Genomic DNA, 24,262 nt, shown 5'->3' on the forward strand with positions numbered 1-24,262 from the left:
TGCCGGGGCGCGCTCATCCGCCCCCGGCCTGTCGCTGCCGGACCATCAACGCCTGCGCGCCGGTGCCGACCGGGCCGGAACCGTCGTGCAGGGTGCTCGTCGCGGTGCCGACGCCGTGCGGTCCGAGCAGGGTCACCGCGTCCAGCCCGATCCACTCGCCCTGGGGCACCCGGCGCAGGTGCACGGTGAGTTCGGAGTTGATGAACCACCACCGGGCGGTGTCCAGGAAATGCGAGACGCCGTTGCCCGAGTCGGCGATGGTGAACAGCCGCTGCAGGCCGCTCGGCTCCTCACCGTCCACCAAGGGGATCCGCTGCCGCGCCCACACGGCGGCCGGGCCGGGGCTGTTGACCGCGCCGCGGACTCCCCGCCATTCGATCGCTTGCAGGTAACCGCCTTCCCAGCCGAGCGGGAACTCGGTGGTCTGCCCGGCGTCGGGGGCGGGCAGCAGCGGGCCCGCGTCGGTGGCGATCGCGGTGGTGTCGGTGGTGCCGATCCGCCAGGCGGTGGCGCGGGCGACCGGCTTGCCCTGCGCGGACAGCTCGGAGACCAGCAGCTCGACCGAGCGGCCCGGCCGCTCGATCCAGGACCGCTGGGTCAGCTCGGCCACCGGTGCCGGGCCGAGGATCTCCACGGTCACCCTGGCCAGCTGAGCCGGATGGGGTGCCTCGATCCGCTCCAGCCCGCGCACCAGCAGCGCGGAGGGCGGGCCGAAGTGCTGCGCACGCGGATCCCAGGGACCGCTGGTGTGCTCGGTGGCCGCGTAGCGCTCGTCGCCGAGGGGGAGGTAGAACGCGCCGGCCATCAGTCGGCCCGGTCCAGTGCGGTCTCCTCGCCCGGATCGGGCTCGGGCCAGCCCGGGTAGTCCGGCGGGGTGCCGCCGAACTCCGGGCAGTGCGCCTGGTGATCACACCAGGCGCAGAGTTTGCTCTTGCTGGGCCGGAAATCGCCGCTCTTGCCCGCCCGCAGGATCGCCTGCCAGATCGCTTCCAGGGTGCGCTCGAACCGCACCAGCTCGGCCTCGTCCGGGGTGTAGGCCAGCGACTGCCCGTCGGTCAGGTACATCAGCTTGAGCTGACGCGGGACCACTCCGCGCAGCCGCCACAGCACCACCGCGTAGAACTTCATCTGGAACAGCGCCTTGGCCTCGCCGATCTCGCGCGGCGCGGCGCCGGTCTTGTAGTCCACGACCCGGATCTCGCCGGTGGGCGCGACATCCACCCGGTCGATGTAGCCGCGCAGCCGCACCCCTGAGCCCAGCTCGATCTCCACGTGCAGCTCGCAGGCCTCCGGCTCCAGCCGGCGCGGGTCTTCCAGATCGAAGTAGGCGTCGAGCAGCTTCTCGGCGGAGGTGAGCCATCCGGCGACGTCGGGCTCCTTGGCCGTGCCCTGCCCTTCCTCCGCGAACAGCTCCGTCCACTCCGGACTCGCCTCGGACAGCTCGGCCCAGGTGGGTTCCAGCAGCTCCTTGGCCCGCGGCGCGAGCCGCTCGGCGGCGGGCAGCGCGAAGAGGCGCTCCAGCACGGCGTGCACGAGCGTGCCGCGCACCTGCGCTCGCGTGGGTACCTCCGGCAGCCGGTCGACCGCGCGGAACCGGTAGAGCAGCGGGCATTGCTTGAAGTCGCTCGCCCGGGACGGCGACAACGCGGGCCGCCGCCGGGCCGGGGCGGCGTCCGTCCCGGTGTCCGGGGGACTGGTGACCGTGGCGGTATCGGACATGGCCAGAGCGTAGCGCCGGGTACCGACAGTTCCGCGCCACCGCCACGCACCCGGCGCGTGCCGATCCCCGCCCGCCCTCCGGGCCAAGCTCCGGCAGGGTTCCGGCAAAGTTGGTCGGGGACCCGTGCAGAGAGGGCCGTGGCTGCCGCGTGATCATCGGCGTGTGCGACCACCTCGTGGCGCGCGCCGGACCGGCTTCGAGCCATAGCCGTGAAGGGGTCCTTCACGGACTCTGAGGCCAGGGTCCCGGCAATGTTGGTCGAGGGCCCGTGATCAGCAGAGAGCCGTGGCTGCCCGACCGGTTTCGGGTCCGTGAAGGGTCCCTTCACGGACTCAGAGTCCGTGAAGGGACCCTTCACAGCCCTTCACGGACCTCCGCAGCTGCGCAGGGCCCTCCACACCGACTTTGCCGACACCCTGTGGCCAAGGGCTGTGAAGGCCACCTTCACGGCTTTCCCTCTCAGCGAACGCGGCGGACACCACTCGTCCGGGCGGACCGGGTCACCTGCTTCCCACATCGGGGCCTCTACGCTGATCGGCATGGCCGCGACCAGTCAGCACGGTGCCGGGCCCGCGCGGCAGGCCGCCGGTGGGGAGGGCGGGCTCCTGCTGTTCCGGATCGGCGGGGTGCCGGTCCTGCTCGCCCCGTCCTGGTGGGTCGGCTCGCTGGTCATCGTGGTGCTCTACGCGCCGCTTGTCGGGCGGCTGCTGCCGGACGTGTCCACACTCACCTCGTGGCTGCTGGCCGCGGCGTTCGCGGTGCTGCTCGGGTTGTCCGTGCTGGCGCACGAGCTGGGCCACTGCGTGGTCGCGCTGCGGCTCGGGATCCCGGTACGGCGGCTGCGGCTGTTTCTGCTCGGCGGGCTGTCCGAAGTGGCCCGGACTCCACGCCGTCCGGGTCAGGAAGGGCTGGTCGCCGCCGCCGGGCCGGTCGTTTCTCTGCTGCTGGGCGGATTCTGCGCGCTGCTGTTGTTCGCCGTGCCACCGGACGGGCCGGTCTGGCTGCTGGTCGCCGAATGCGCGGTGGCGAACCTCGCGGTCGGCGTGTTCAACCTGCTGCCCGGTCTGCCGCTGGACGGCGGACGGCTCGTGCGCGCCGGGGTGTGGGCGGCGACCGGCAAGCGTGCCAAGGGCACTCGCGCGGCGGTCGCCGGCGGCGCGCTCGTGGCGACCGCGCTGATCGTGTGGGCGTTGTGGGGGCTGGCCACGCAGAGCCCGGACCGCTGGCTGCGGCTGGGGGTCTGCGTGGTGACCGCGTGGTTCGTGATCCTCGGCGCACGCTCGGAGCTGGCCGCCGAGGCACGCCGGGGGTGGCCGGAAGGGTTGCGGCTGGCCGATCTGGTCCGCCCGGTGCTGCAACTGCCCGCGGAGAGCCCGGTGTCCGACGCGCTGGCCGCCTCGGCCGGGCGGGGCGTGGTGCTGGTGCGTGCGGACGGCGTCGCGGCGGGCCTGCTGGACGAGCAGGCAGCCCAGCAGCTGGCCGGTACCACTCCGCACGCTCCGGCCGAACTCGCCGCGGAACCGATCCGCGCGGAGACCGTGCTGCTGTCCTCGGAACCGGGCGAGGAGATCGCCGAGCACGTCCGGGAGACGCCCGCCTGGCAGTTCCTCGTCGTCGACGACGAAGGCCGCCCGTCCGGGGTGCTGCGCCGCGAGGATCTGCGCGCCGCGCTGATGCACGCCCGCCGCCGGGCCTGAGCGCGTACCCGGGCACCGGCCCGGCCGGACGGCCTGCAAGGATTCCCCTCCGGGCGTCCGGGACGCCCGGGCTGTCGAAGAAATGTGCGCAGTGGAGGAAGAAGTTGTCGGTCAGCGGACCGTTTCGTGCAGGTGACCGGGTTCAGCTGACGGACTCGAAAGGCCGGCACTACACCCTCACGCTGGCCGAGGGCGGGGAGTACCACACGCACCGCGGCGCACTCGCGCACGACGAACTCATCGGGCTCCCGGAAGGATCCGTGGTCACCTCCGCGGGGGGCAGCAACTATCTCGCGCTGCGCCCGCTGCTGCCGGACTACGTGCTGTCGATGCCGCGCGGCGCCCAGGTGATCTATCCGAAGGATGCCGCGCAGATCGTGATGTGGGGCGACATCTTCCCGGGCGCCCGCGTGCTGGAGGCCGGCGCCGGTTCGGGTGCGCTGACCTGCTCGCTGCTGCGGGCGGTCGGCCCCGCCGGGCACGTGTACTCCTACGAGATCCGCGACGACCACGCGGAGCACGCGGAGCGCAACGTGGAGAAGTTTTTCGGCGAGAAGCCGGACACCTGGACGCTGACCGTCGCCGATCTGGCTTCGCACGAGGGCGAGGTCGACCGGGTCGTGCTGGACATGCTCGCCCCGTGGGATCAGCTGCCGAACGTTGCCCGGCACTTGGTGCCCGGGGGAGTGCTCACGGTGTACGTGGCGACGGTGACTCAGCTGTCCCGGGTGACGGAGTCGTTGCGGGAACAGCAGTGCTGGACCGAGCCGGAGTCGTGGGAGTCGCTGGTGCGGCCGTGGCACGTGGTCGGGCTCGCGGTACGGCCCGACCACCGGATGGTCGCGCACACGGCCTTTTTGCTGACCGCGCGGAGGCTTGCCGACGGCACGGTCTCCCCGCGCGTCTCGCGCCGTCCCAGCAAGGGCAAGGGTTAGCGCCGCAGCTCGCCGGGAATGCTAGTCGGCGAGGCACCACCGGCCGTGCACCCGTCGGAGCGGGAAGGCCGTGTCCTTGTGCCCGCCCGTGGCTTCGACGCGGACCGTCACCGACGCTTCGTCGCCGGAGACCACCGGCGACGCGGCGATACTCGCGCGCATCGGCCCGGCCGCGTCCCACCGGGCTTGCAGCCCGACGAGCGCCTCCTTGCCCTGCGGGCGGCAGGTGAGCGTGGCGAATTCCGCGGTATCCGAGGCGGACATCGCCTGCACGAGCGCGTTCGCGACCACCGTGGTGGCCACGCGATCCGCCTCCGGGGCGGGGGAGCCCGCATGGAGCGTCGCCGGTGGTGGTGGGGTCTCCGGCTCGGCGGCCCCCGGCCCGCTCACGAGGAACAGGCCGAGGACTCCGCCGAGTACGAGTGCCGCGAGCACGGCCAGCGCCGCGGCCGGCCGGGTTCTCACGGGTGGTCCGCGGCGACCTTCCCGATGCACCACGAGCCACTCTGCCGGTAGCCGGTGAGGGTGCCGTCGTTGGTCTTGCCGGAGTGCGTTACCCGGTACCGGATCGTGGATTGGTCGCCGCTGTCCTGCGGGCTGCCGGTGAGCTGGAACTGCACGTCCGGGGGCAGGGTGTCCTTGGGCTGCTGCTGGCCTTTGGTGAGGCTGGTGCACAGCATGGAGAACACGGCGTTGCCATCGGAACTGTTGTAGGCCTGGGCGACCGCGTCGAACAGCTCGCCCGAGGACGCCTTCCCGCCCGCGGCCCCGGGGGAGTTGCCGGTCCCGCCGGCGGACGGCGCGCTGGACCGGCTGCCGCCGGGCGCGCTGCTGCGCGGCCCGCCGGGCTGGACCGGCGCGGCGGACGAGGACGGCGCACTCGCGCTGTCGTTCTTGCCGGAGTCGTCCCCGGACAGGCTGATCACGAGCGCGACCACCCCGCCGGCGACCGCCACGGCACCGACCGCGAGACCGACGATCAGCCCGGTCTTTTTCTTCTTCGGCGGCTGCGGGCCGAACTCACCGAAGCCGGGCTGTCCCGGTCCGGGCTGCTGCCAGCCTTGCTGCGGGAACTGGCCGGGCTGCTGCCAGCCGGGCGGCGGCTGCTGGCCGCCCTGGTCCCATCCCGGCGTTTGCTGCGGCGCGTTCGGGTCCCAGCCGGGCTGTTGCTGCTGTGGTGCGTTGGGGTCCCACGCGGGCTGCTGTGGTGCGTTCGGGTCCCAACCCGGTTGCTGGGGCCCGCCCTGGTTCCACCCGCCAGGCTGCGGCCCGGGTTGCAACTGGCCCGGCTGCCCGCCCGGTGCGTGCGGCCAGCCACCGGACTGCGGCTGCCCGCCGGGTTGCCGGCCGTAGGGATTCGGCTGCTGGCCGCCCTGGTGCCAGCCGCCGGGCTGCTGCGGCGGGTAGGTCATCTCGGTGCCCCCTGCTTACTCGTCGTCCTGGTTCCCCAAGTCCACCGTGGCGGTGGTCAGGGGGGATGCTAACCAAGCTCGGACCCCTCCGCCGAGGCCAGTCCGGAACCTGTCCGTTTGGCCCGGATCCGGGCTCGGCCCGCCACCGGGACACGCGGGGTGCCGACCGCGCCGGTTCGCGGTACCGAAACGGACGCTTGCGCGGTGCCCGCGGCCGTGCTGGGCGGGCCGGCAAACCGCGACGCGCCGATCTTGTGATGCGGAAAGGCCTTTTATTGTCGGTGATCGCCGGTACCGTGGAATGAAAAGCACTCCGAGGAGGTGCCCGATGCACCATGACCTTCCCGGAGGTCGGCGCGAGGAGGCCGACCCTTCAGCAACGAGCGGAGCAGGGCAGACGAGCGACGAGGAGGCCCGGCAGATCCGCTTTCTCGAGGAGGAAGTGGCGCTGCTGCGCCGCAGGCTCACCGATTCACCCCGCCAGAACCGCGTTCTGGAACAACGTCTCGCCGAGGCGACGGAACGGGTGAATCAGCTCACCGAACGCAACACGAAACTGGTGGAGACCCTCCGTGAGGCCCGCGGTCAGCTGCTGGCCCTGCGCGAGGAGGTCGACCGGCTGGCGCAGCCACCGAGCGGCTACGGGGTGTTCGTCACCGCGTACGAGGACAACACGGTCGATGTGTACACCGCGGGCCGCAAGATGCGGGTCTCGGTCTCGCCCGCGGTGGAGATCTCCGAGCTGAGCCGCGGCCAGGCGCTGCGGCTCAACGAGGCGCTCACCGTCGTCGAGGGCGGGGATTTCGAGCGCACCGGCGAGGTGTGCGCGCTGCGCGAGGTGCTCGCCCCGGACGTCGAGGGCGCCAGCCCGCGGGCGCTCGTGGTCGGGCACGCGGACGAGGAACGGGTGGTGCTGCTGGCCGATCCGCTGGCCGGGCAGACGCTCAAACCCGGTGACTCGCTGCTGGTGGACTCGAAGGCGGGCTACGCCTACGAGCGGGTGCCGAAGGCCGAGGTCGAGGACCTCGTGCTGGAGGAGGTGCCGGACGTCCGCTACGAGGACATCGGCGGCCTGTCCCGGCAGATCGAGCAGATCCGCGACGCGGTGGAACTGCCGTTCCTGCACGCCGATCTCTACCAGCAGTACCAGTTGCGCCCGCCCAAGGGCGTGCTGCTCTACGGCCCGCCGGGCTGCGGGAAGACGCTGATCGCCAAGGCGGTGGCGAACTCCCTGGCCAAGAAGGTCGCGCAGGCCCGCGGTGAGGCGGAGGACGGCAAGTCCTACTTCCTCAACATCAAGGGCCCGGAGCTGCTGAACAAGTTCGTCGGCGAGACCGAGCGCTCGATCCGGCTGATCTTCCAGCGGGCCAGGGAAAAGGCCTCCGAGGGCACCCCGGTGATCGTGTTCTTCGACGAGATGGACTCGATTTTCCGCACCCGCGGTTCGGGCGTGTCCTCCGATGTGGAGACCACCATCGTGCCGCAGCTGCTGTCGGAGATCGACGGGGTCGAGGGGCTGGAGAACGTCATCGTCATCGGCGCCTCCAACCGCGAGGACATGATCGACCCGGCGATCCTGCGGCCCGGCAGGCTGGACGTGAAGATCAAGATCGAACGGCCGGATGCGGAGGGTGCCAAGGACATCTTCTCCAAGTACCTCGCCGAAGGCCTGCCGATCCACGCCGACGACCTCGCCGAGTTCGGCGGGGACCAGAAGGCCACCTTCGACGCGATGATCCAGCACACCGTGGAGCGGATGTACGAGGAGAGCGACGAGAACCGGTTCCTCGAGGTCACCTACGCCAACGGGGACAAGGAAGTGCTCTACTTCCGCGACTTCAACTCGGGCGCGATGATCCAGAACATCGTGGACCGGGCGAAGAAGTCGGCGATCAAGTCGGTGCTGGAGACCCAGCAGCCCGGCCTGCGCGTGCAGCACCTGCTGGACGCGATCGTGGACGAGTTCGCGGAGAACGAGGACCTGCCCAACACCACCAACCCGGACGACTGGGCCCGGATCTCCGGCAAGAAGGGGGAGCGGATCGTCTACATCCGCACGCTCGTCACCGGTAAGAACCAGGAATCGGGGCGGGCGATCGACACCGCCACGAACACCGGTCAGTACCTGTAGGATACCCGCGTTCGAGGGCCTGCCGGCGTCGCCCGCCAGGCCCTCGAAGCGCGTTGTGAGGTAAATCACCCGGCGAATTTCGGGCCCTGCCAGGGAAGCCTGATCGGAGGACGGCGTATAACGACCTATACTCCGATGCTGTGAGCACTCATGACGCACGGCCACGTCCACCGGTCACCGAAGCCGACATCCTTGCCTGGCTGGAAACCACGGCCGCAGCCGTCCAGGCGGGGGAGTTGAGTGCCACCGACCTCATCGAGTTGCTCGGCGAACTCCGCCGCGCCTCCGCAGCCTGCGCGGACGCCTCCGACTGGGCACTCCTCGCCGCCCGCGAAGAAGGCGCCAGCCTCCGCCAGATCGCCCCGGTCTTCGGCAAAGGCTACGTCCGGGCACCCGCCGCCCGCCTCGAAAAACTCCACCGCCAAGCCCAGAACTCCAGCCAATGGCTGGCCATCCTCCGTCACCAGCAAAGTGTATAACGGCCTATACGGCCGACGACAGGTAAACGATCTCACCGCTCACACAAACAAAAGACCGCAACGACAGGGGGGCTCTGATGGAGCGCATCGCGGTGGGACTGGCCGCGCTCGGCCGTCCGGCCTATCTCAACCTGGGCCGCGACCTGCCGCCGGAGCGGGATGTAGCCGCGATGCGCGCGGCGACCCACGCCGTGCTCGACGAGGCGTATCGGGCCGGGGTGCGCTGGGTCGACGTCGCGAGGTCCTACGGGCGCTCCGAAGAGTTCCTCGGCGACTGGCTCGCGGCGCGCGGGCATCAGGACGTCTTCGTGTCCAGCAAATGGGGTTACCGCTACGTCGGGGACTGGCGGCTGGACGCCGAGGTGCACGAGGTCAAAGAGCACAGCCTGGCGCGGTTTACCGAGCAGTGGGCGCGGACCCGGGAACTGCTCGGCGCACAGGTCGGTCTTTACCAGGTTCATTCGCTCACTGTGGACAGTCCACTGTTCACAGATCGGCCGTTGCTCGACGCGCTCGCCGGGCTTTCCGCGTCGGGCGTCGAGGTCGGCTTCTCCACCTCCGGGTCGGCGCAGGCGGATGCGATGCGCCGGGCGTTCGAGCTGGAAGTGGGTGGGCAGCCGGTGTTTTCGGCGGTGCAGTCCACTTGGAACGTGCTCGAACCGTCCGCCGGAGCCGCGCTGGCGGAGGCCCGGGCGGCGGGGAACCGCGTGCTGGTGAAGGAAACCCTGGCGAATGGGCGGCTCGCGGTGGCAGCGCCGGAGCCGGTGCGCCGGCTGGCGGCCGAGCATGGGGTGGGGCCGGATGCGGTGGCGGTGGCCGCGGTGCTCGCGCAGGAGTGGGTGTCGGTGGCGGTGCTCGGGCCGTCGAGTCCGGCGCAGCTGAGGGCGAACCTGGCGGCGGTGCGGGTGCCGCGTGCGGGGCTGGCCGCGTTGTCGGGGTTGGCGGAGGATCCGCGGGAGTATTGGGCGCAGCGGTCCCACCTTCGGTGGAATTGAGCTGCTGCACTACTCTCGGGCGCATCGCGCGCCCGGGGGTGGCCCGGCCGCGGAGCGTGCGGAGGGGTCCGGGTGCGTCATCGGCAGGTTCCGGCGGTGGCCGTCCTGGTCGGGCTGGGGGCGCTGACTCTGGCCGGCTGCGGGAACCGGCCGAACAATCTCGAGACCTATTACGACGATCCCTCGCCTGTTCCGGAGACGAGCAGTGCCCCGGTGCGTCCGTCTGCCTCGGTCGTGACGCCGACGCCGTCGCGGGTGGCGGTCGATCCGCGCGTGGTGGTGCTGTCCGATGAGGACGTTGCGGAGGAAGGCGTGCGGCCCGGTGGTGGCCGGGTTTCCGGGTGTCTGGGCGGGCTTGCCGCCGGTGTGCGGCAGTCGGCGAGCTGGGTGTATCCGAGTGGTTCGGTGCTGACGAACGAGGTGACGGTTTACCCGGATCGGGCGGGTGCGGTGGTGGTGTCGGGTGCGAGGTGTGGTGGTGTGGTTGTGTCGTTGCCGGTCGCGGAGGGGCTGGCGGCGCAGCGGGCGTGGTGCGAGGGTGCGACGTGTTCGGTGTTGCTGGCCAAGGGAAATGTGGTGTCGGCGTTGAGCGTCGCGGCGAGTACGCCGGCGCGGGCGCAGGATGCGGCGAAGCGGCTGGTGCCGAAGCTCGCGGCGAAGCTGGCTGGGGTTGCGTCGGTTCAGCCGTAGCGGCGGAACCATTCCTGGATACCTGCGCGGCCGTCGGGGACGAAAGGGCGGGCGGGGGTCGTCGATCCAGGCGAGCAGCTGGTCCAGGGGTAGCCAGTGGCCTTCGGCGATTTCCTCGGGCTGGTGGCGGATCGGGCCGTCCCAGCGGACTTCGTAGGCGAAGTTGTGGCAGTGGATGGTGCCTTCGTCGTAGACGTGGGTGAACAGGGCCACGGGTTCCACTCCGTGGATGCCGAGTTCTTCGGCGAGTTCGCGGCGGGCGCAGGCGGCCGGGGTTTCGCCCGCGGCGACGACTCCGCCTGCCCAGCAGTCCCAGGTGGCGGGGAAGGTGTCCTTGCCGGCGGTGCGCAGGTGCACGTACACCGACCGGCCGTCGCCTGATCGGACGAGTACGACGCAGGCCGCGTGCCAGAGGCCTTCGGCGCGGACGCGGGAGCGGAGGGCCTGACCGGTCACGTGGCCGTGCTGGTCATAGAGGGCAACGAGTTCGTCACTGCCTGGCATGGGGGCATCGTCGCACGCGGCCACCCCGTAGGGTGGAGGACATGCGTCGGATCATGGGAACCGAAGTCGAATACGGCATCGCCGTGCCCGGGGATGCCACGGCGAACCCGGTGCTCACCTCGACCCAGGTGGTGCTGGCCTACGCGGCCGCGGCGGAGATTCCGCGGGCGCGCCGGGCGCGCTGGGATTACGAGGTGGAGTCGCCGCTGCGGGATGCGCGCGGGTTCGATCTCAGCGGTCCGGGCGGTCCGGGGCACGATCCGGACGTGGAGGATCTGGGGGCGGCGAACGTCATCCTGACCAATGGTGCGCGGTTGTATGTGGACCATGCGCATCCGGAGTATTCGGCGCCGGAGGTCACGAACGCGCGGGATGCGGTGATCTGGGACAAGGCGGGCGAGCGGGTGATGGAGGAGGCCGCGTTGAAGGCGGCCACCGTGCCCGGGCAGCCGCCGTTGCAGTTGTACAAGAACAACGTGGACGGCAAGGGCGCCAGCTACGGGACGCATGAGAACTATCTGATGGCGCGGTCGACGCCGTTCACCGCGGTGATCGCGGGGTTGACGCCGTTCTTCGCGTCGCGGCAGGTGATATGCGGGTCCGGCCGGGTGGGGATCGGGCAGCAGAGCGAGGAGGCGGGGTTCCAGCTCTCGCAGCGGGCGGATTACATCGAGGTCGAGGTCGGGCTGGAGACCACGCTCAAGCGCGGGATCATCAATACCCGGGACGAGCCGCATGCGGATGCGGACAAGTACCGGCGGCTGCATGTGATCGTGGGGGATGCGAATCTGGCGGAGTATTCGACCTATCTGAAGGTCGGGACGACGGCGCTGGTGCTGGATCTGATCGAGGCGGGGATCCGGTTCGACGATCTGAAGCTGGACGAGCCGGTGCGGGCGGTGCACCGGATCAGTCACGATCCGGCGTTGAAGGCGAAGGTGGAGCTGGCGAACGGGAAGAAGTTCACCGGGTTGGACCTGCAGTACGCCTATCACGAGGTGGCGACGGCGAATCTGGAGCGGATCGGGGCGGACGAGGCGGGCAAGGAGGTCCTGCGGGTCTGGGGTGAGGTGCTGGACGCGTTGTCGCGGGATCCGGCGGAGTGCGCGGATCGGCTGGACTGGCCGGCGAAGCTGCGGTTGCTGGAGGGGTTCCGGGAGCGGGACGGGCTGGGCTGGGGTGCGCCGCGGTTGCGGCTGGTGGATCTGCAGTATTCGGACGTGCGGCTGGCGAAGGGGCTGTACAACCGGCTGGTCGCGCGGGGTTCGATGAAGCGGCTGGTGACCGAGGAGCAGGTGCGGGCGGCGGTGACCACGCCGCCATCGGATACCCGGGCGTATTTCCGGGGGCGGGCGCTGGAGAAGTATGCGGCTTCGATCGCGGCGGCCTCGTGGGATTCGGTGATTTTCGATGTGGGCCGGGAGTCGCTGGTGCGGATTCCGACGCTGGAGCCGTTGCGGGGGACGAAGGCGCATGTGGGGAGGTTGCTGGACGCGTCGGCTACGGCGGAGGAGCTGGTCGAGGCGATCACCGGTTCGGACTAGGCCGAAACCGGGCGGGCCGGGCGCGGGGGGCGCCGATTGTCGGTCCCGCTGGGTAGGCTTAGGGCCAGTGGCCACACCAGGGAGGCGACATGGCGCAAGAGCGAGTCGACAAGCACAGCGACGACGAAGGCTATGACAGCGGCTACGAGAGCGGCCCTGAGGACGACGCGGCCGCTGCCGGTCAGGAGCGGCGCGAGAAGCTCGGCGAGGACGTGGACACGATCCTGGACGAGATCGACGGCGTGCTGGAGGAGAACGCCGAGGACTTCGTTCGCGCGTACGTGCAGAAGGGCGGCGAGTAGCCGCGGCCCGTGGTGCCGGGTCCGGAGTGGGGCCGGTGCCGCGGGGCAGGAGGCAAGCCCGGTGCCGCCGGTGCCCTGAGGGTGCCGGCGGTGCGGGATCACGGGAGAGATGGGAACCAGAGCACGTATGGACAACACCTCCGCTGGGGCGGGTTTTTCCGGGCCTGGCCTGCCGTCGGCGTACTTCTCGCCGGTTTCGTCGTCGTTCGCGGATTTCCTGCGGGTGGCCGCGCCGGAGTTGCTGCCGGCGCGGCGGGTGCCGGCGGGTGCGGGGCTGGATGTGCCGCACGGGACGACGATCGTGGCGCTGACGTTCGCGGGCGGGGTGCTGATCGCGGGTGACCGGCGGGCGACGTCGGGGAATCTGATCGCGAGCCGGGACATCGAGAAGGTGCACGTCACCGACGAGTATTCAGCGGTGGGCATCGCCGGTACGGCGGGGCTGGCGGTGGAGCTGGTCCGGTTGTACGCGGTGGAGCTGGCGCACTACGAGAAGATCGAGGGTGTGTCGCTGTCGCTGGACGGCAAGACGAACAAGCTGGCCGGGATGGTGAAGGCCAATCTGGACATGGCGCTGGCGGGGCTGGCCGTGGTGCCGTTGTTCGTGGGGTACGACCTGGAGGCCGAGGACGCGAAGCATGCGGGCCGGATCGTGTCCTATGATCCGGCGGGTGGCCGGTATGAGGAGAACGCCGGGTTCGCGGGGGTCGGGTCGGGTTCGCTGTTCGCGAAGTCGGCGTTGAAGAAGCTGTACGACCCGGATGCGGACGAGGAAGCGGCGGTGCGGACCGCGGTGGAGGCGTTGTACGACGCGGCGGATGACGACACCGCGAGTGGTGGGCCGGATCTGGTGCGGCGGATTTTTCCGAGTGTCATCACGATCACCGCGGAGCAGGGTGCGGTGCAGGTGCCCGCGGAGCGGACCGCGGTGGTGGCGGAGGCGGTGGTGGCCGGCCGGGCCGAGCGCAATCACCATCGGCCGGTGTGAGGCCGTTGATGTTCCTGCACGCTGATCATTCGAGCGCCGGTACGCCGGAGAACGTGGAGCCGACACCGTGACGATGCCGTTGTATGCCTCTCCCGAGCAGTTGATGCGGGAGCGCTCCGAGCTGGCGCGGAAGGGGATTTCGCGCGGCCGCAGTGTGGTGGTGCTGAAGTATTCCGGCGGGGTGCTGTTCGTGGCGGAGAATCCGTCGGCGACCTTGCACAAGGTGTCGGAGATCTATGACCGGATCGGGTTCGCCGCGGTGGGCCGGTATTCGGAGTTCGAGAATCTGCGGGTGGCCGGGATCCGGCATGCGGATTTGAAGGGGTATCAGTACGACCGGCGGGATGTGAGTGCGCGGGCGCTGGCGAATGCGTACGCGGCGTCGCTGGGCAGTATCTTCACCGAGCAGCTGAAGCCGTTCGAGGTGGAGGTGTGCGTGGCGGAGGTGGGGGCGACCGCGGCGGAGGATCAGCTGTACCGGTTGACGTTCGACGGGTCGATTTTCGATGAGTCGCCGTTCGTGGTGATGGGTGGTCAGACGGAGCCGATCAGCGCGAAGCTGAAGGATTCGGTGGATCCCGGGCATGATCTGCCGGTGGCGCTGGCGACCGCGATCGAGGGGTTGCGGGCGAGTGCGACCTCGTCGAACGGGAATGGTGCGGCGGCGGAGGCGGATCAGATCAAGCTGGAGGTGGCGGTCCTGGACCGGGCTCGTCCGCGGCGGGCGTTCCGGCGGTTGTCCGGTGCGGCGCTGGAGGCGTTGTTGCCCGCGCCGCAGAAGGATGAGGCTGCCGGCGAGGATGCGCCGGAGGGTGGCGCCGCGCCGGAGTGATCGTGGTGTGCTGAGAGGGGGTCGTCCGCGGGTGCGGGCGGCCCCCTCTGTATGGGGTGGTCAGGGTTGGCGGATGACGTGGACGTCGGATACTTCGAGGAGTCCGTGGAGGTGGACACGGGCGCGGGTCTGGCGGGGGTCGATGGTGAGCCGGTCGCGGCGGGCAAGGTGGAGCAGACGGGTGGCCAGTGGCAGGACGAGGTGCCTGCCCCAGCAGCGTTCGCCGGCGTGGCCGAAGGGCAGGTATCCGGGGTGGTCGTCGGGGTCGAGGTGGCGCCAGCGGGCCGGTCGGTAGGTGTCGGGGTTGGTCCAGTGGGCCGGGTCGCGGTGGCTGAGCAGGGGGAGTAGGAGGAGGTCGTCGTCCGGGCGGAGGTGGGGGGACAGGGGCGGGAATTCGGGGGAGTGCCGGCGGAGGATGTTCCAGGAGGGTGGGAGCAGCCGGAGGGTTTCGTGCAGGATGTGTTCGGTGGGGGTGTCGTCGTCGAGGGGGGCGGCGAGCCAGAGGGCGTTGGTGACGAGGGCGGCGACGGTGAAGCAGATCGGTGCGGTCATGCGGCGGTAGAGGTAGAGGGCGAAGCGGCGTTCGGCGTAGGTGTCGGCTTTCTGCACGGTGGTGGCCAAAGTGGACAGTGCGGTGCGGTGGCGGGGTCCGGGGCGGAGTGCGGCTGCTGCGACGACGGCTGCCCAGGTGAATTTCGGGGTGAGTTCGAGGCGGCGATCGGCGAGAGCGCGCAGGGCGGGTCGTTCCGGGCCGAAGACGAGTTCGCGCAGGTACTTGTGCGGTGTTCGGGGCCAGGTGCCGGTGAGGTCGGGGGTGCCGAGGGGCTGGTCGAGTGCGGTGCGGACGTCCGCGCCGAGGGCACGCATCAGGGTGGCGGATTCGGGCCGGGTGATCGGGCGGCCGAGGACCGGTTTGAAGGTGGGGCGTTCTTCGGCTCCGGCGGGCCGGCTGCGCAGCACCGAATCCATCAGCGCGGCGCCGGCGATGCCGACGGTGTCCGGTTCCAGGCGGAAGAGGGTTTGCCCACGGAAACGGTCGAGAAGTTCGTGTATTCGGGGGGTGAAAATGACGGTTCGTGCGTTTTCGTCGCGGGCGGGAACGGTCACCGAAGCTCCTTCTCGCCGTGTGGGGTGGCGACGCGGACGCCGCCACCCCACACGAATCCGCCGAAGTCAGATCCAGTTGTACCAGGCGTAGGCTTTGAGACTCTTGGTGGGCAGAATATTCTTCACCAGGCGGACGAATTTCACCGAGACCTCCTGAACGTGCTGGTGTGCCGCGCGGATGCGCGCTCTGGAAGACGGTAGATCCGGATTCGTCGGCGGCTCAAGGAATCGCCGGTAAATATCCCGGAATGCAGTAGTCGGCGCTTACGAATTGCTCCTTTTGTGCAAGGTGTTGTTTTCGGAAACATCGGCTGGTACTCAGCGCGGCCCTGCGCAGACGGCGGAGGTCCGTGAAGGGTCCCTTCACGGACTCTGGGTCTGTGAAGGGGCCCTTCACAGACCCGAGAGAGGTCCGGCACGCACCCACCAGGTGGTCGCGCACCTCGAGCACCTCCGCATCGCCCGCGGTCGGGCGCAGTCGACGAAGAGGGCAGGCGCCATCGATGATGACGCGGCAGCCACGGCTCACTCTGCTGATCACGGGGCCTCGACCAACTTTGCCGGGGCCCTGGAGGCGTGCACCAGCAGCAGGTACTTCATGTCGGGCTCCCTTGCCGGTCGCGTGCGGCCCGGGTGGCCGTACGACCTCACCACGAACAGCGGGCGCCGGGAAGGACACCTCCGGCGGGAATTCTTTCCGCGGCGTTCAGGAGGACATGGGAGCTGAGCGGAAATTCTGGTCGGCGAAGTCCAGCAGGTACGGCAGCGTGGCACGGGCGGTGTGCCAGGTGTGGTTGAACCCGTGCTCGGCGTGGACGACGGCGTCCTGCCCGCGGCGGTGGAAGTCCCCGGCGATCCGGTGTGCGGTGGCCACGTCGGTGGGGGCGCCCGTGCCGACGGCGAGCATCACCGAGACCGGCTGCGGGAACGGCATGGTCTGCAGGTACTTGCGGGGCGTGCTCGCCGCGATCGCAGCCTGGTTGCCGTTCAGGATGCCCACGGAGTCGTTGAGGTCGTCGTAGGGCAGGGCGATCAGCAGGGTGCCGAACTCGCCGAGGTGATGCAGGCCGATGTTCAGCGCCCCGAAGCCGCCGCCCGACATGCCGCCGAGGGCGCGGTGGCCGCGGTCGGGCAGGGTGCGGTAGCGCTGGTCGACGCCTTTGACGATGGTCTGCGCCAGGTAGGTCTCCAGCTGTGGCCCGCCGGGCACGTTCAGGCATTCCCAGTCGACGCTGGGCTGGCCGGCGGTCAGGTCGACGCTGACCACGATCATCGGCTGGATGACGTGGGCGTCCTCCAGGCTGCGGAGGGTGTCCGGGGCGTCGCCGGAGGTCAGCCAGTCGGCGGGGCCGCCGAAGGGGTAGCCGTGGATGAGGTAGACGACGGGGTAGCGGCGGTGGGCCTGCGCCGGATCGGAGTAGCCGGGCGGGAGGATCACGTAGTTGTCGCCAGAGGGCACCGCGTGCGCCGGGTCGGGCAGGCTCAGCACCTCGGTCCGTTCGCCGCTCTGGCCGGTCGGCGCCTTGCCGGCGACGGCCTGGGTGGGGCCGGAGTCGTCGCTGTCCCCGGTGAGCAGGCTGCCCGCGGCCGAGGCGGCGTCTCCGCCTCGTTCCAGCAGCCGCCCGAGGTCGGACGGGGTGCGCACGTAGCCGACGTAGGTGTTGACCGCGGTCACCGCGGCGATCAGGACCAGCACCGCGGTACCGGTGATCCCCCAGCGGCGGAACCGGCGATGGTGCGCGAGCGCGATGGTCACCGCCAGCACGGCCACCGCCGCGCCGGCCGCGGTCAGCCAGATCAACGGTGATTCGAGCGGGCCGAGGTCACGGGCCTGCGAGGTGACCGAGGGCGGCAGGATCGGGTCCACGCCCCGCTGGATCATCGCCGGACCGCCGGCGCCGGGCAGCCGCGACCGCCGCGGGAAAGGAAACGCACGCTCGAGCCCCTGCCACGAAATCGGGGGCGGGCAGGATCGCCCGCGCCTCGAAGATCAGGTTAGGAACGCGGCGCTGTGGATTCGTTGAGAGCGGGTAAAGGGCCGGTCAACCGTGCCGGAGGAGTCACTCGGCCGGATCCGGGTTGCGGTAGATGGTCAGCGCGCTGGGCCGGGACCGGAACCGGAATTCACGCCCGAGCGGGCCGACCTCGCCGTCGGTGGCGACGCGCCGGTGCCCGTCGCGCAGCCGGACGTGCAGGTCCGGCAGATCGTGCTGCCGGTAGACATGGCTGGCGTGCAGGCTGCCGGTGAGCATCGCGAGCAGGAACCGCGCCCGCGAATACGGCAGATCCGCACGCAGGTAGCGCACGTCGAGCAGACCGGTGTCCAGGGCGGGCCTCCGGGACGGCGCGAAGCCCTTGGGCGCGTACGTGCCGTTGCCGACGAAGAGCAGCCAGAACGCGACCGGTTCACCGTTCAGCTCCGCGTGCAGCGGCTTGGCCCGGCGCAGCACCCGGGCGAGCGCGATCGCGGCGGACGGCCATTTCGGATGCTTCTCCTGGAGTTTCTCCCGTATCCGCACCATTTCCGGGTAGCCGCCGAGACTCGCGGTGTTCACGAACCAGCGGTGCCCCGGCCCGCCGGCGCCGCTGATCTCGACCTCGCCGAGATCGATCCCGACCGCGTGGCCGCCTTCGGTGGCCTCGTCCGCGTCCGGCATCGAGCGGACCCCGACGTCGCGGGCGAAGTGGTTGAGGGTGCCGGTGGGAATGAGCGCGAGCGGGAGCCCCCGTTCAGCGGCGAGCGACGCGACCGACGCGACGGTGCCGTCGCCGCCGGCCACGCCGAGCGCACGGACACCGCCGTGCGCGTCGATCTCCTCGGCCAGCTGATCACGCAGGTCACGCCCGGGATCCGGATACCGGAGGACGGCCTTGGGCCAGGCGTAGCGAACGTCCTCGGCCGGGTCCTGGCCGTCGATCCCGGAACGCGGGTTGACCAGCGCGAGCATGTCCTCGCCGTCGACCATCAGCGGCGCCTCCGCCTGATGCGCGGTGCGGGCACGCATCTCCGGGCGCAACGGCCACCAGTGCCGGGTCAGTGTGGCCGCCGCCGCGCCGATGACCAGCCCGGCACCGACGTCGCTGGGCCAGTGCACCCCGGTGTGCACGCGGGAGTACGCCACCAGCCCGGCCAAAGGGAACAGCGCGAGCCCGGCGCGCGGGGATTCCATCGCCACGGCAGTGGCGAACGCGGCCGCCGAAGCGGCATGCCCGGACGGGAACGACGACGAAGTGGGCGGGCGGCGCAGCCGGCGATGCGCGGGCACCTCGTGCGCGGCCGGACGGCGACGGGGGAACAGCGGTTTGCCCACCAGGTTCGCCGCCGCACTCGCCCCGGCGACCGCCGCGATCCCGCGCAGCGCACCCCGCCGGGCAGGGCCCTTGCGGACCGCGAGCACGGCCGCCACGCCCCACCAGAGCCGCGATTTGTCCGCACTCCGCGACAGCAGCGTCAGCAGGTCGTCGGCACCGGTCCGCGGCAGGGCCGCACTTCGCCGCACCAGCTCCCGATCATGGGCTCCCACCTGGCGAAACGCCTCACCGAAGCGGTGCAGCGGGGAGGCGGGGCGGGGGCGCGGCAGCGGGTCCGGATCGTCCATGGGGACCGGTTTCGGGCACTTTCTCACCCCACGCAACGTACCGACCGCGTGTCGACGCCCGAACGGCGCACCTTCCACCGGGGTTCAGCGCCTACTCTGGGGGAATGCAGCGGCGGATCTTTGGCATCGAGACCGAGTTCGGGGTCACGTGCACCTTCCACGGCCAGCGCAGGCTCTCCCCGGACGAGGTCGCGCGCTACCTGTTCCGGCGGGTCGTCTCCTGGGGACGCTCGTCGAACGTGTTCCTCTCCAACGGCTCCCGGCTCTACCTCGACGTGGGATCGCACCCGGAGTACGCGACCGCGGAATGCGACGACCTGACCCAGCTGGTCACCCACGACAAGGCCGGCGAGCGGATCCTGGAGGACCTGCTCACCGACGCCGAGCGGCGGCTGGCGGACGAGGGCATCGGCGGGGACATCTTCCTGTTCAAGAACAACACCGACTCGGCCGGCAACTCCTACGGCTGCCACGAGAACTACCTGGTCACCCGGGCCGGGGAATTCTCCCGGATCGCCGATGTGCTGCTGCCGTTCCTGGTCACCCGCCAGCTGATCTGCGGCGCCGGCAAGGTGCTGCAGACCCCGCGCGGGGCGGTGTACTGCCTGTCCCAGCGCGCCGAGCACATCTGGGAGGGCGTCTCCAGCGCCACCACCCGCTCCCGGCCGATCATCAACACCCGCGACGAACCGCACGCGGACGCCGAGCGCTACCGGCGGCTGCACGTGATCGTCGGCGACTCCAACATGGCCGAGCCGACCACCATGCTCAAGATCGGCTCGGCGAACCTGGTGCTGGAGATGATCGAGGCCGGCGTGCAGTTCCGGGACTTCACGCTGGACAACCCGATCCGCGCGATCCGCGAGATCAGCCACGACCTCACCGGCCGCCGCCAGGTCCGCCTCGCCGGCGGGCGGGAGGCCTCGGCGCTGGACATCCAGCGCGAGTACCACGCCCGCGCCGTGGCCCACCTCAAGGAGCACGGCTCCACCCCGGCCAACGAACGGGTCGTGGAGCTGTGGGGCCGCGCGCTGGAGGCGGTCGAGCTACAGGACTTCAGCAAGATCGACACCGAGATCGACTGGGCGATCAAGCACCGGCTGGTCGAGCGCTACCGCGCCAAGCACGACCTCGACCTGTCCAGCCCGCGGGTGGCGCAGATCGACCTGGCCTACCACGACATCCGCCGCGGCCGGGGCGTGTTCGACCTGCTGCAGCGCAAGGGGCTGGTCCAGCGGGTCACCGACGACGGCGAGATCGAGGTCGCCAAGGACACGCCGCCGCAGACCACCCGCGCGAAGCTGCGCGGCGACTTCATCGCCGCCGCACAGGCCGCCGGGCGCGACTTCACCGTGGACTGGGTGCACCTCAAGCTGAACGACCAGGCCCAGCGCACCGTGCTGTGCAAGGATCCGTTCCGGTCCGTCGACGAACGGGTGGAGCGGCTGATCAGCTCGCTGTGACCCCGCGGCTCGCTCACAGTCACCCGGGCGCCGGAACGACGCGCAACCCCCGGACCTCACGATCGTGCCCGAACATGCGAGCTAGAGTCGTCAGGTGTCCACCGCACGCGCCGAACGGCTGGTCAACCTCGTGCTGGCTCTGCTGTCCACCCGGCAATACCTCACCGCCGAGCGGATCCGCGGGATCGTGCCCGGATACGCCGACGCGGCCAGTGACGACGCCTTCTTCCGCACGTTCGAACGCGACAAGACCGAGCTGCGGGAGCTGGGCATCCCGCTGGAGACCGGCCGCAACTCCGCCTTCGACCCGGTCGAGGGCTACCGCATCGCCCGCCGCGACTACGAGCTCGGCGAGATCGACCTGGCCCCGGACGAGGCGGCCGCGGTCGGGCTCGCCGTGCGGCTGTGGGACTCGCCCGAGCTGACCGGGCAGGCCCAGGGCGCGCTGGTCAAGCTGCGCGCCGCCGGGGTCGAGGTCGACGACCAGGCACCGACGGTGATCGAACCGCGGGTCCGCGCCGAGCCGTCGTTCGCGCCGATGCTCGCCGCGGTCCAGGCCGGGCGGGCGGTGCGCTTCGAATACCGCCGCAGCGGCTCCCCGGAACGCCGCATCCGCACCCTCGAACCGTGGGGCGTGGTGTCCTGGCGCGCCCGCTGGTATGCGGTCGGGCACGACCGCGACCGCGACGCGCCCCGCTGCTTCCGGCTCTCCCGCGTCACCGGGCGCGTCACCCCGTTCGGCCCGGCCGGCGCGGTCACCCGCCCCGACGGGGTCAACCTGCTGAAACTGGTGTCGGTCACCGGCGGCGACGAACCGTCCCCGGTCACCACCGCCCGGCTGTGGGTCGCCGACGGCCGCGCCGCCGGCGTACGCCGCCGCGGCGAGATCGTCGGCCGCGAGACCGTCGGCGGCGAACCGGGCGACGTGGTCGAGATCGGCCTGTACTTCCCGGAATCGGCCGCGGACTGGATCGCCGCGCAAGGGCCCGACGTGCTCGTGCTGGAGCCGGACGTGCTGGCCAAAGCGGTGCTGGACCGGCAGGAGGCGGTGCTCGCCCGCGCCGAGCAGGGGAGTGCCCGGTGAGCGGCTCGGGGGAGCGGATGCCCCGTCTGCTCGCGCTGGTGCCCTATCTGCTGGCCCGCCCCGGCATCCGGATCGACGAGGCGGCACACGACTTCGACGTCACCCCGCGCCAGTTGCGCAAGGACCTCGAACTGCTGTGGATGTGCGGGCTGCCCGGCTACGGCCCGGGCGACCTGATCGACCTGTCCTTCGAAGGCGACACCATCGTGGTCACCCACGACGCCGGGATGAGCCGCCCCCTGCGGCTGACCGGCGCAGAGGCCACCGCGATGCTGGTCGCCCTGCGCGCGCTCGCCGAGACCCCGGGCGTGGCCGACGGCGACGCGGTACGCCGGGCCATCGCCAAGATCGAGGACGCGGCCGGCCAGTCCCGCCCGGCCGGGGTGGTCGTCGGCGGCGGCGTCCGCGAAGGCGCCCGCGCCGCTCGCACCCGTGAAGCCGTCGCCGGTGCCCTGCACCAACGCCGCGCCCTGCGGATCCGCTACTACACCGCGTCCAAGGACCAGATCACCGAACGCACCGTCGACCCGATGCGGCTGGTCATCGTGCAGGCCGTCGGCTACCTCGAAGCCTGGTGCCGCAGGGTGGAGGACGTCCGGCTGTTCCGGCTCGACCGGATCGACGACCTCACCCTGCTGGACGAACCGGCCGCACCACCCGCGCACGCGCACCCCACCGACCTGTCCGACGGCGTGTTCTCCGCCCGCCCCGGCCAGCGGACCGCGCACCTGGTGCTCGACCCCGACGCACGCTGGGTCGCCGAGTACTACCCGTGCGAGGAACTGGCCGAGCTCGACGGCGGCCGGCTGCGCATCGGCATGCGCTACAGCGATGAGCCCTGGATGGTGCGGCTGGTGCTCAGCCTCGGCGGGGGAGCACTGGTCGAGCACCCGCCGGAACTGGCCGAAGCGGTCCGCCGCCGCGCTGCCGACGCGGTGGCACGAGCCCGTCACCCGGCGTCCACCTCGGACCGTTAAGGTGACGCCGTGCCGTACCTGCCGACTTTCGTGCTGCTCGCCGCGGGCCTGCTCCTGCTGGTCCTGCTGCTGGTACGGACGTTCAGACTCTTGCGCCGGCTCCGTCACACGGTGAGCATGGTCACCACGGACACCCAGGACCAGACCGGGCTGCTCCGCGCCCGTTCCGCGGCCCTGCGCGTGGCCGTGGCAGAGCGCCGCGGGCGCCCGCACACCCAGTACCATCGGCAGTGACCCCAGAGAAGGAGGGCAGACGACCATGAACGCGCTGCAGCCGTGGCACATCATCATCCTGGTGCTCGTGGTGGTTCTGCTGTTCGGAGCGAAGCGGCTGCCGGACGCCGCCCGGTCCATCGGCAAGTCCATGAAGATCTTCAAGGCCGAGACCAAGGACCTCAGCGGCGAGGGCAAGGCGGGCGAGACCCCCGCCGAACCGGCCGAGACCCGCCAGATCCCGCCGGCTCCCGCGCCCTCGGCGCACGACCAGCAGGTCGCCGACCTGCAGCGCCAGCTCGACGAGCTGAAGAAGCAGCAGGCGAACGACCAGCCGCAGAAGAACGCGAGCTGAGCGAACCCCACCCCCGGTTCCCGGTCCGCGGAGCGTGCCACCTCCCGGCGCGCTCCGCCGGGCTACGACGAGAACGGAACGACCTGTGGCGGAATCCGCCCACGGCACGAGCAACGGCGGCCGGTCCGCCCGTCGGCGCCGGCGCAGCCGCCGGAGCAACCCCGACGGGACGATGACGCTCATCGAGCACATCTACGAGTTCCGCCGCAGGCTCGGCTGGGCGCTGCTGTTCGTCGTCATCGGCGGCATCTTCGGGTTCATCTGGTTCGAACAGCACCTCGGCCCGATCCCGTCCCTGGGCAACATCATGACCGGCCCGTACTGCGCGATCCCCGCCCAGCAGCGCTTCGACGGCAACGCGGGCTGCAAGCTGCTGCAGACCGTCCCCTTCGAAGCGTTCATGGTGCGCCTGAAGGTCGGTATCGCGGCCGGCACCGTGCTGCTGTCCCCGGCCTGGCTGTACCAGCTGTGGGCGTTCATCGCACCCGGCCTATACGCCAAGGAACGCCGCTACGCGATGATCTTCGTCAGCTTCGCCTCGGTGCTCTTCGCCGCCGGCGCGGTGCTGGCCTACCTGCTCGTCCCGCACGCGCTGGCCCTGCTCGCCGGGTTCGGCCAGGACCAGTTCGTCACCGCGCTCACCGCGGACAAGTACATCTCGTTCATCCTCAGCCTGCTGGTGATCTTCGGGGTCAGCTTCGAACTGCCGCTGCTGGTGGTGATGCTCAACCGGGTCGGCGTGGTCAAATACCGCCAGCTGAAGCGATGGCGCCGCGGCATCCTGTTCGGGCTGTTCGTGTTCGCCGCCTTCGCCACGCCCGGCTCCGACCCGTTCTCCATGCTCGGCCTGGCCGGCGCGCTCACCCTGCTGTTCGAGCTGTCCATCCAGATCGCCCGCTTCCACGACCGCAAGCTCGACGCGGCCCGCACCGACGAGGGCTGGGACCAGCTCGCCGACAACGAGGCCGCCCCGTTCGCCTACACCCCGAGCACCGTCGAACCGGACCGGCCCGCACCGCCCGCCCGCCCCGACCGCTCGACCGACGACATCACCTGATCCATGGGCTGCACGCCGTGCTCGCCAGGGTGTCGGCAACGTCGGTGTGAGGGGCCCTGCACAGCCCGCGGAGGTCCGTGAAGGTCCGCAGAGGTCTGTGAAGGGGCCCTTCACGGACTCGGGGTCTGTGAAGGGCCCCTTCACAGACCCCGAGACAGGTCCGGCACACACCACCAGG

At 70.8% G+C, this 24,262-nt stretch carries 24 protein-coding genes and 1 pseudogene; 16 read left to right on the forward strand and 9 right to left on the reverse strand.

The genetic code is table 11. The annotated features are described in order from the left end of the window. Positions 1-13: 13 nt before the first annotated feature. Both ATK36_RS04915 and ATK36_RS04920 read right to left on the reverse strand, forming a co-directional pair. Entirely contained in the window at positions 14-805 is a 792-nt protein-coding gene (locus tag ATK36_RS04915; protein WP_098510007.1) for a thioesterase family protein, read from the reverse strand. After that, positions 805-1,719 carry a RecB family exonuclease gene (locus tag ATK36_RS04920; RefSeq protein ID WP_098510008.1) on the reverse strand — a complete coding sequence of 305 codons (915 nt, stop codon included), beginning with the start codon at positions 1,717-1,719 and terminating at the stop codon, positions 805-807. The genes ATK36_RS04915 and ATK36_RS04920 overlap by 1 nt, the downstream gene beginning before the upstream one ends. Before the next feature lie 540 nt (positions 1,720-2,259). On the opposite strand from ATK36_RS04920, the gene ATK36_RS04925 reads away from it, so the two are divergent. Next, positions 2,260-3,417: a M50 family metallopeptidase gene (locus ATK36_RS04925; RefSeq protein ID WP_098510009.1), complete on the forward strand. Its 1,158-nt coding sequence runs from the start codon at positions 2,260-2,262 to the stop codon at positions 3,415-3,417. 104 nt (positions 3,418-3,521) lie between these two features. Further along, on the forward strand, positions 3,522-4,352 hold the full coding sequence (locus tag ATK36_RS04930) for a tRNA (adenine-N1)-methyltransferase (protein WP_098510010.1): 831 nt from the start codon (positions 3,522-3,524) through the stop codon (positions 4,350-4,352). A gap of 21 nt (positions 4,353-4,373) precedes the next feature. Here ATK36_RS04930 and ATK36_RS04935 read toward each other — a convergent pair whose 3' ends face one another. Beyond that, positions 4,374-4,817, reverse strand: a complete 444-nt coding sequence (locus tag ATK36_RS04935; RefSeq protein WP_098510011.1) for a hypothetical protein — start codon at positions 4,815-4,817, stop codon at positions 4,374-4,376. Then, a complete protein-coding gene (locus tag ATK36_RS04940) occupies positions 4,814-5,764 on the reverse strand; it encodes a hypothetical protein (RefSeq protein WP_098510012.1) in 951 nt (316 codons plus the stop codon). The genes ATK36_RS04935 and ATK36_RS04940 overlap by 4 nt, the downstream gene beginning before the upstream one ends. Positions 5,765-6,092: 328 nt before the next feature. Between ATK36_RS04940 and arc the strand changes: the two genes are divergently transcribed. The 4 genes from arc to ATK36_RS04960 all read left to right on the forward strand — a co-directional run bounded on the left by arc (position 6,093) and on the right by ATK36_RS04960 (position 10,059). Beyond that, positions 6,093-7,895 carry a proteasome ATPase gene (gene arc, locus ATK36_RS04945; protein WP_098510013.1) on the forward strand — a complete coding sequence of 601 codons (1,803 nt, stop codon included), beginning with the start codon at positions 6,093-6,095 and terminating at the stop codon, positions 7,893-7,895. A 140-nt stretch (positions 7,896-8,035) separates the two neighbouring features. Next, positions 8,036-8,374 (forward strand): hypothetical protein, encoded by a 339-nt coding sequence (locus tag ATK36_RS04950; RefSeq protein ID WP_098510014.1) that lies wholly within the window; start codon positions 8,036-8,038, stop codon positions 8,372-8,374. Positions 8,375-8,451: 77 nt separating this feature from the next. Continuing rightward, positions 8,452-9,369 carry an aldo/keto reductase gene (locus ATK36_RS04955; protein ID WP_098510015.1) on the forward strand — a complete coding sequence of 306 codons (918 nt, stop codon included), beginning with the start codon at positions 8,452-8,454 and terminating at the stop codon, positions 9,367-9,369. Positions 9,370-9,441: 72 nt separating this feature from the next. Next, positions 9,442-10,059: a hypothetical protein gene (locus ATK36_RS04960; RefSeq protein ID WP_098510016.1), complete on the forward strand. Its 618-nt coding sequence runs from the start codon at positions 9,442-9,444 to the stop codon at positions 10,057-10,059. On the opposite strand, the pseudogene ATK36_RS04965 reads toward ATK36_RS04960, so the two are convergent. Further along, positions 10,050-10,563 (reverse strand): annotated as a pseudogene (locus ATK36_RS04965) (NUDIX hydrolase). The gene ATK36_RS04960 and the pseudogene ATK36_RS04965 overlap by 10 nt on opposite strands. A 41-nt stretch (positions 10,564-10,604) precedes the next feature. On the opposite strand from ATK36_RS04965, the gene dop reads away from it, so the two are divergent. The 4 genes from dop (at position 10,605) to prcA (ending at position 14,229) form a co-directional block, all read left to right on the forward strand. Beyond that, a complete protein-coding gene (gene dop / locus ATK36_RS04970) occupies positions 10,605-12,107 on the forward strand; it encodes a depupylase/deamidase Dop (RefSeq protein ID WP_098510017.1) in 1,503 nt (500 codons plus the stop codon). Between the two features lie 89 nt (positions 12,108-12,196). Continuing rightward, positions 12,197-12,409, forward strand: a complete 213-nt coding sequence (locus ATK36_RS04975) for a ubiquitin-like protein Pup (RefSeq protein WP_098510018.1) — start codon at positions 12,197-12,199, stop codon at positions 12,407-12,409. Between the two features lie 127 nt (positions 12,410-12,536). Beyond that, the gene (prcB, locus tag ATK36_RS04980) at positions 12,537-13,397 is read left to right on the forward strand and encodes a proteasome subunit beta (protein ID WP_098510019.1); all 861 of its coding nucleotides are present in this window, start codon (positions 12,537-12,539) and stop codon (positions 13,395-13,397) included. A gap of 67 nt (positions 13,398-13,464) precedes the next feature. After that, on the forward strand, positions 13,465-14,229 hold the full coding sequence (prcA, locus tag ATK36_RS04985; RefSeq protein WP_098510020.1) for a proteasome subunit alpha: 765 nt from the start codon (positions 13,465-13,467) through the stop codon (positions 14,227-14,229). 60 nt (positions 14,230-14,289) lie between these two features. On the opposite strand, the gene ATK36_RS04990 is transcribed toward prcA, so the two are convergent. From ATK36_RS04990 to ATK36_RS05000, 4 genes are all read right to left on the reverse strand, one after another. Then, on the reverse strand, positions 14,290-15,336 hold the full coding sequence (locus ATK36_RS04990) for a cytochrome P450 (protein ID WP_098510021.1): 1,047 nt from the start codon (positions 15,334-15,336) through the stop codon (positions 14,290-14,292). A gap of 66 nt (positions 15,337-15,402) precedes the next feature. Then, the gene (locus ATK36_RS34600) at positions 15,403-15,480 is read right to left on the reverse strand and encodes a tryptorubin family RiPP precursor (protein ID WP_386999476.1); all 78 of its coding nucleotides are present in this window, start codon (positions 15,478-15,480) and stop codon (positions 15,403-15,405) included. Positions 15,481-16,042: 562 nt separating this feature from the next. After that, positions 16,043-17,218 carry an alpha/beta hydrolase gene (locus ATK36_RS04995; protein ID WP_098510022.1) on the reverse strand — a complete coding sequence of 392 codons (1,176 nt, stop codon included), beginning with the start codon at positions 17,216-17,218 and terminating at the stop codon, positions 16,043-16,045. Positions 17,219-17,396: 178 nt separating this feature from the next. Beyond that, positions 17,397-18,935, reverse strand: a complete 1,539-nt coding sequence (locus ATK36_RS05000) for a bifunctional phosphatase PAP2/diacylglycerol kinase family protein (protein ID WP_098510023.1) — start codon at positions 18,933-18,935, stop codon at positions 17,397-17,399. A gap of 104 nt (positions 18,936-19,039) precedes the next feature. On the opposite strand from ATK36_RS05000, the gene pafA reads away from it, so the two are divergent. The 6 genes from pafA (at position 19,040) to tatC (ending at position 24,084) form a co-directional block, all read left to right on the forward strand. Next, positions 19,040-20,398 (forward strand): Pup--protein ligase, encoded by a 1,359-nt coding sequence (gene pafA / locus ATK36_RS05005; protein WP_098510024.1) that lies wholly within the window; start codon positions 19,040-19,042, stop codon positions 20,396-20,398. Positions 20,399-20,492: 94 nt separating this feature from the next. Further along, positions 20,493-21,482, forward strand: coding sequence for a helix-turn-helix transcriptional regulator (locus ATK36_RS05010; protein WP_098510025.1), 990 nt, complete (start codon positions 20,493-20,495; stop codon positions 21,480-21,482). Beyond that, on the forward strand, positions 21,479-22,459 hold the full coding sequence (locus tag ATK36_RS05015) for a helix-turn-helix transcriptional regulator (protein WP_098510026.1): 981 nt from the start codon (positions 21,479-21,481) through the stop codon (positions 22,457-22,459). Before ATK36_RS05010 ends, ATK36_RS05015 begins: the two co-directional genes overlap by 4 nt. A gap of 9 nt (positions 22,460-22,468) precedes the next feature. Beyond that, positions 22,469-22,693 carry a bacteriophage holin gene (locus tag ATK36_RS05020; RefSeq protein WP_098510027.1) on the forward strand — a complete coding sequence of 75 codons (225 nt, stop codon included), beginning with the start codon at positions 22,469-22,471 and terminating at the stop codon, positions 22,691-22,693. Between the two features lie 25 nt (positions 22,694-22,718). Next, positions 22,719-23,027, forward strand: a complete 309-nt coding sequence (tatA, locus tag ATK36_RS05025; RefSeq protein WP_098510028.1) for a Sec-independent protein translocase subunit TatA — start codon at positions 22,719-22,721, stop codon at positions 23,025-23,027. 85 nt (positions 23,028-23,112) lie between these two features. Then, positions 23,113-24,084 (forward strand): twin-arginine translocase subunit TatC, encoded by a 972-nt coding sequence (gene tatC / locus ATK36_RS05030; protein ID WP_098510029.1) that lies wholly within the window; start codon positions 23,113-23,115, stop codon positions 24,082-24,084. Positions 24,085-24,262 lie beyond the last annotated feature (178 nt).

It is taken from the genome of Amycolatopsis sulphurea, from assembly GCF_002564045.1.
Taxonomy (GTDB): Bacteria; Actinomycetota; Actinomycetes; order Mycobacteriales; family Pseudonocardiaceae; genus Amycolatopsis; species Amycolatopsis sulphurea.

Bases quoted from the DNA above. Each gene is read 5' to 3' on its own strand.
- ATK36_RS04915 (WP_098510007.1), bottom strand. From the start codon at position 805: ATGGCCGGCGCGTTCTACCTCCCCCTCGGCGACGAGCGCTACGCGGCC.
- ATK36_RS04920 (WP_098510008.1), bottom strand. From the start codon at position 1,719: ATGTCCGATACCGCCACGGTCACCAGTCCCCCGGACACCGGGACGGAC.
- ATK36_RS04925 (WP_098510009.1), top strand. From the start codon at position 2,260: ATGGCCGCGACCAGTCAGCACGGTGCCGGGCCCGCGCGGCAGGCCGCC.
- ATK36_RS04940 (WP_098510012.1), bottom strand. From the start codon at position 5,764: ATGACCTACCCGCCGCAGCAGCCCGGCGGCTGGCACCAGGGCGGCCAG.
- arc (WP_098510013.1), top strand. From the start codon at position 6,093: ATGCACCATGACCTTCCCGGAGGTCGGCGCGAGGAGGCCGACCCTTCA.
- ATK36_RS04955 (WP_098510015.1), top strand. From the start codon at position 8,452: ATGGAGCGCATCGCGGTGGGACTGGCCGCGCTCGGCCGTCCGGCCTAT.
- dop (WP_098510017.1), top strand. From the start codon at position 10,605: ATGCGTCGGATCATGGGAACCGAAGTCGAATACGGCATCGCCGTGCCC.
- ATK36_RS04975 (WP_098510018.1), top strand. From the start codon at position 12,197: ATGGCGCAAGAGCGAGTCGACAAGCACAGCGACGACGAAGGCTATGAC.
- prcB (WP_098510019.1), top strand. From the start codon at position 12,537: ATGGACAACACCTCCGCTGGGGCGGGTTTTTCCGGGCCTGGCCTGCCG.
- ATK36_RS04995 (WP_098510022.1), bottom strand. From the start codon at position 17,218: ATGATCCAGCGGGGCGTGGACCCGATCCTGCCGCCCTCGGTCACCTCG.
- ATK36_RS05000 (WP_098510023.1), bottom strand. From the start codon at position 18,935: ATGGACGATCCGGACCCGCTGCCGCGCCCCCGCCCCGCCTCCCCGCTG.
- pafA (WP_098510024.1), top strand. From the start codon at position 19,040: ATGCAGCGGCGGATCTTTGGCATCGAGACCGAGTTCGGGGTCACGTGC.
- tatA (WP_098510028.1), top strand. From the start codon at position 22,719: ATGAACGCGCTGCAGCCGTGGCACATCATCATCCTGGTGCTCGTGGTG.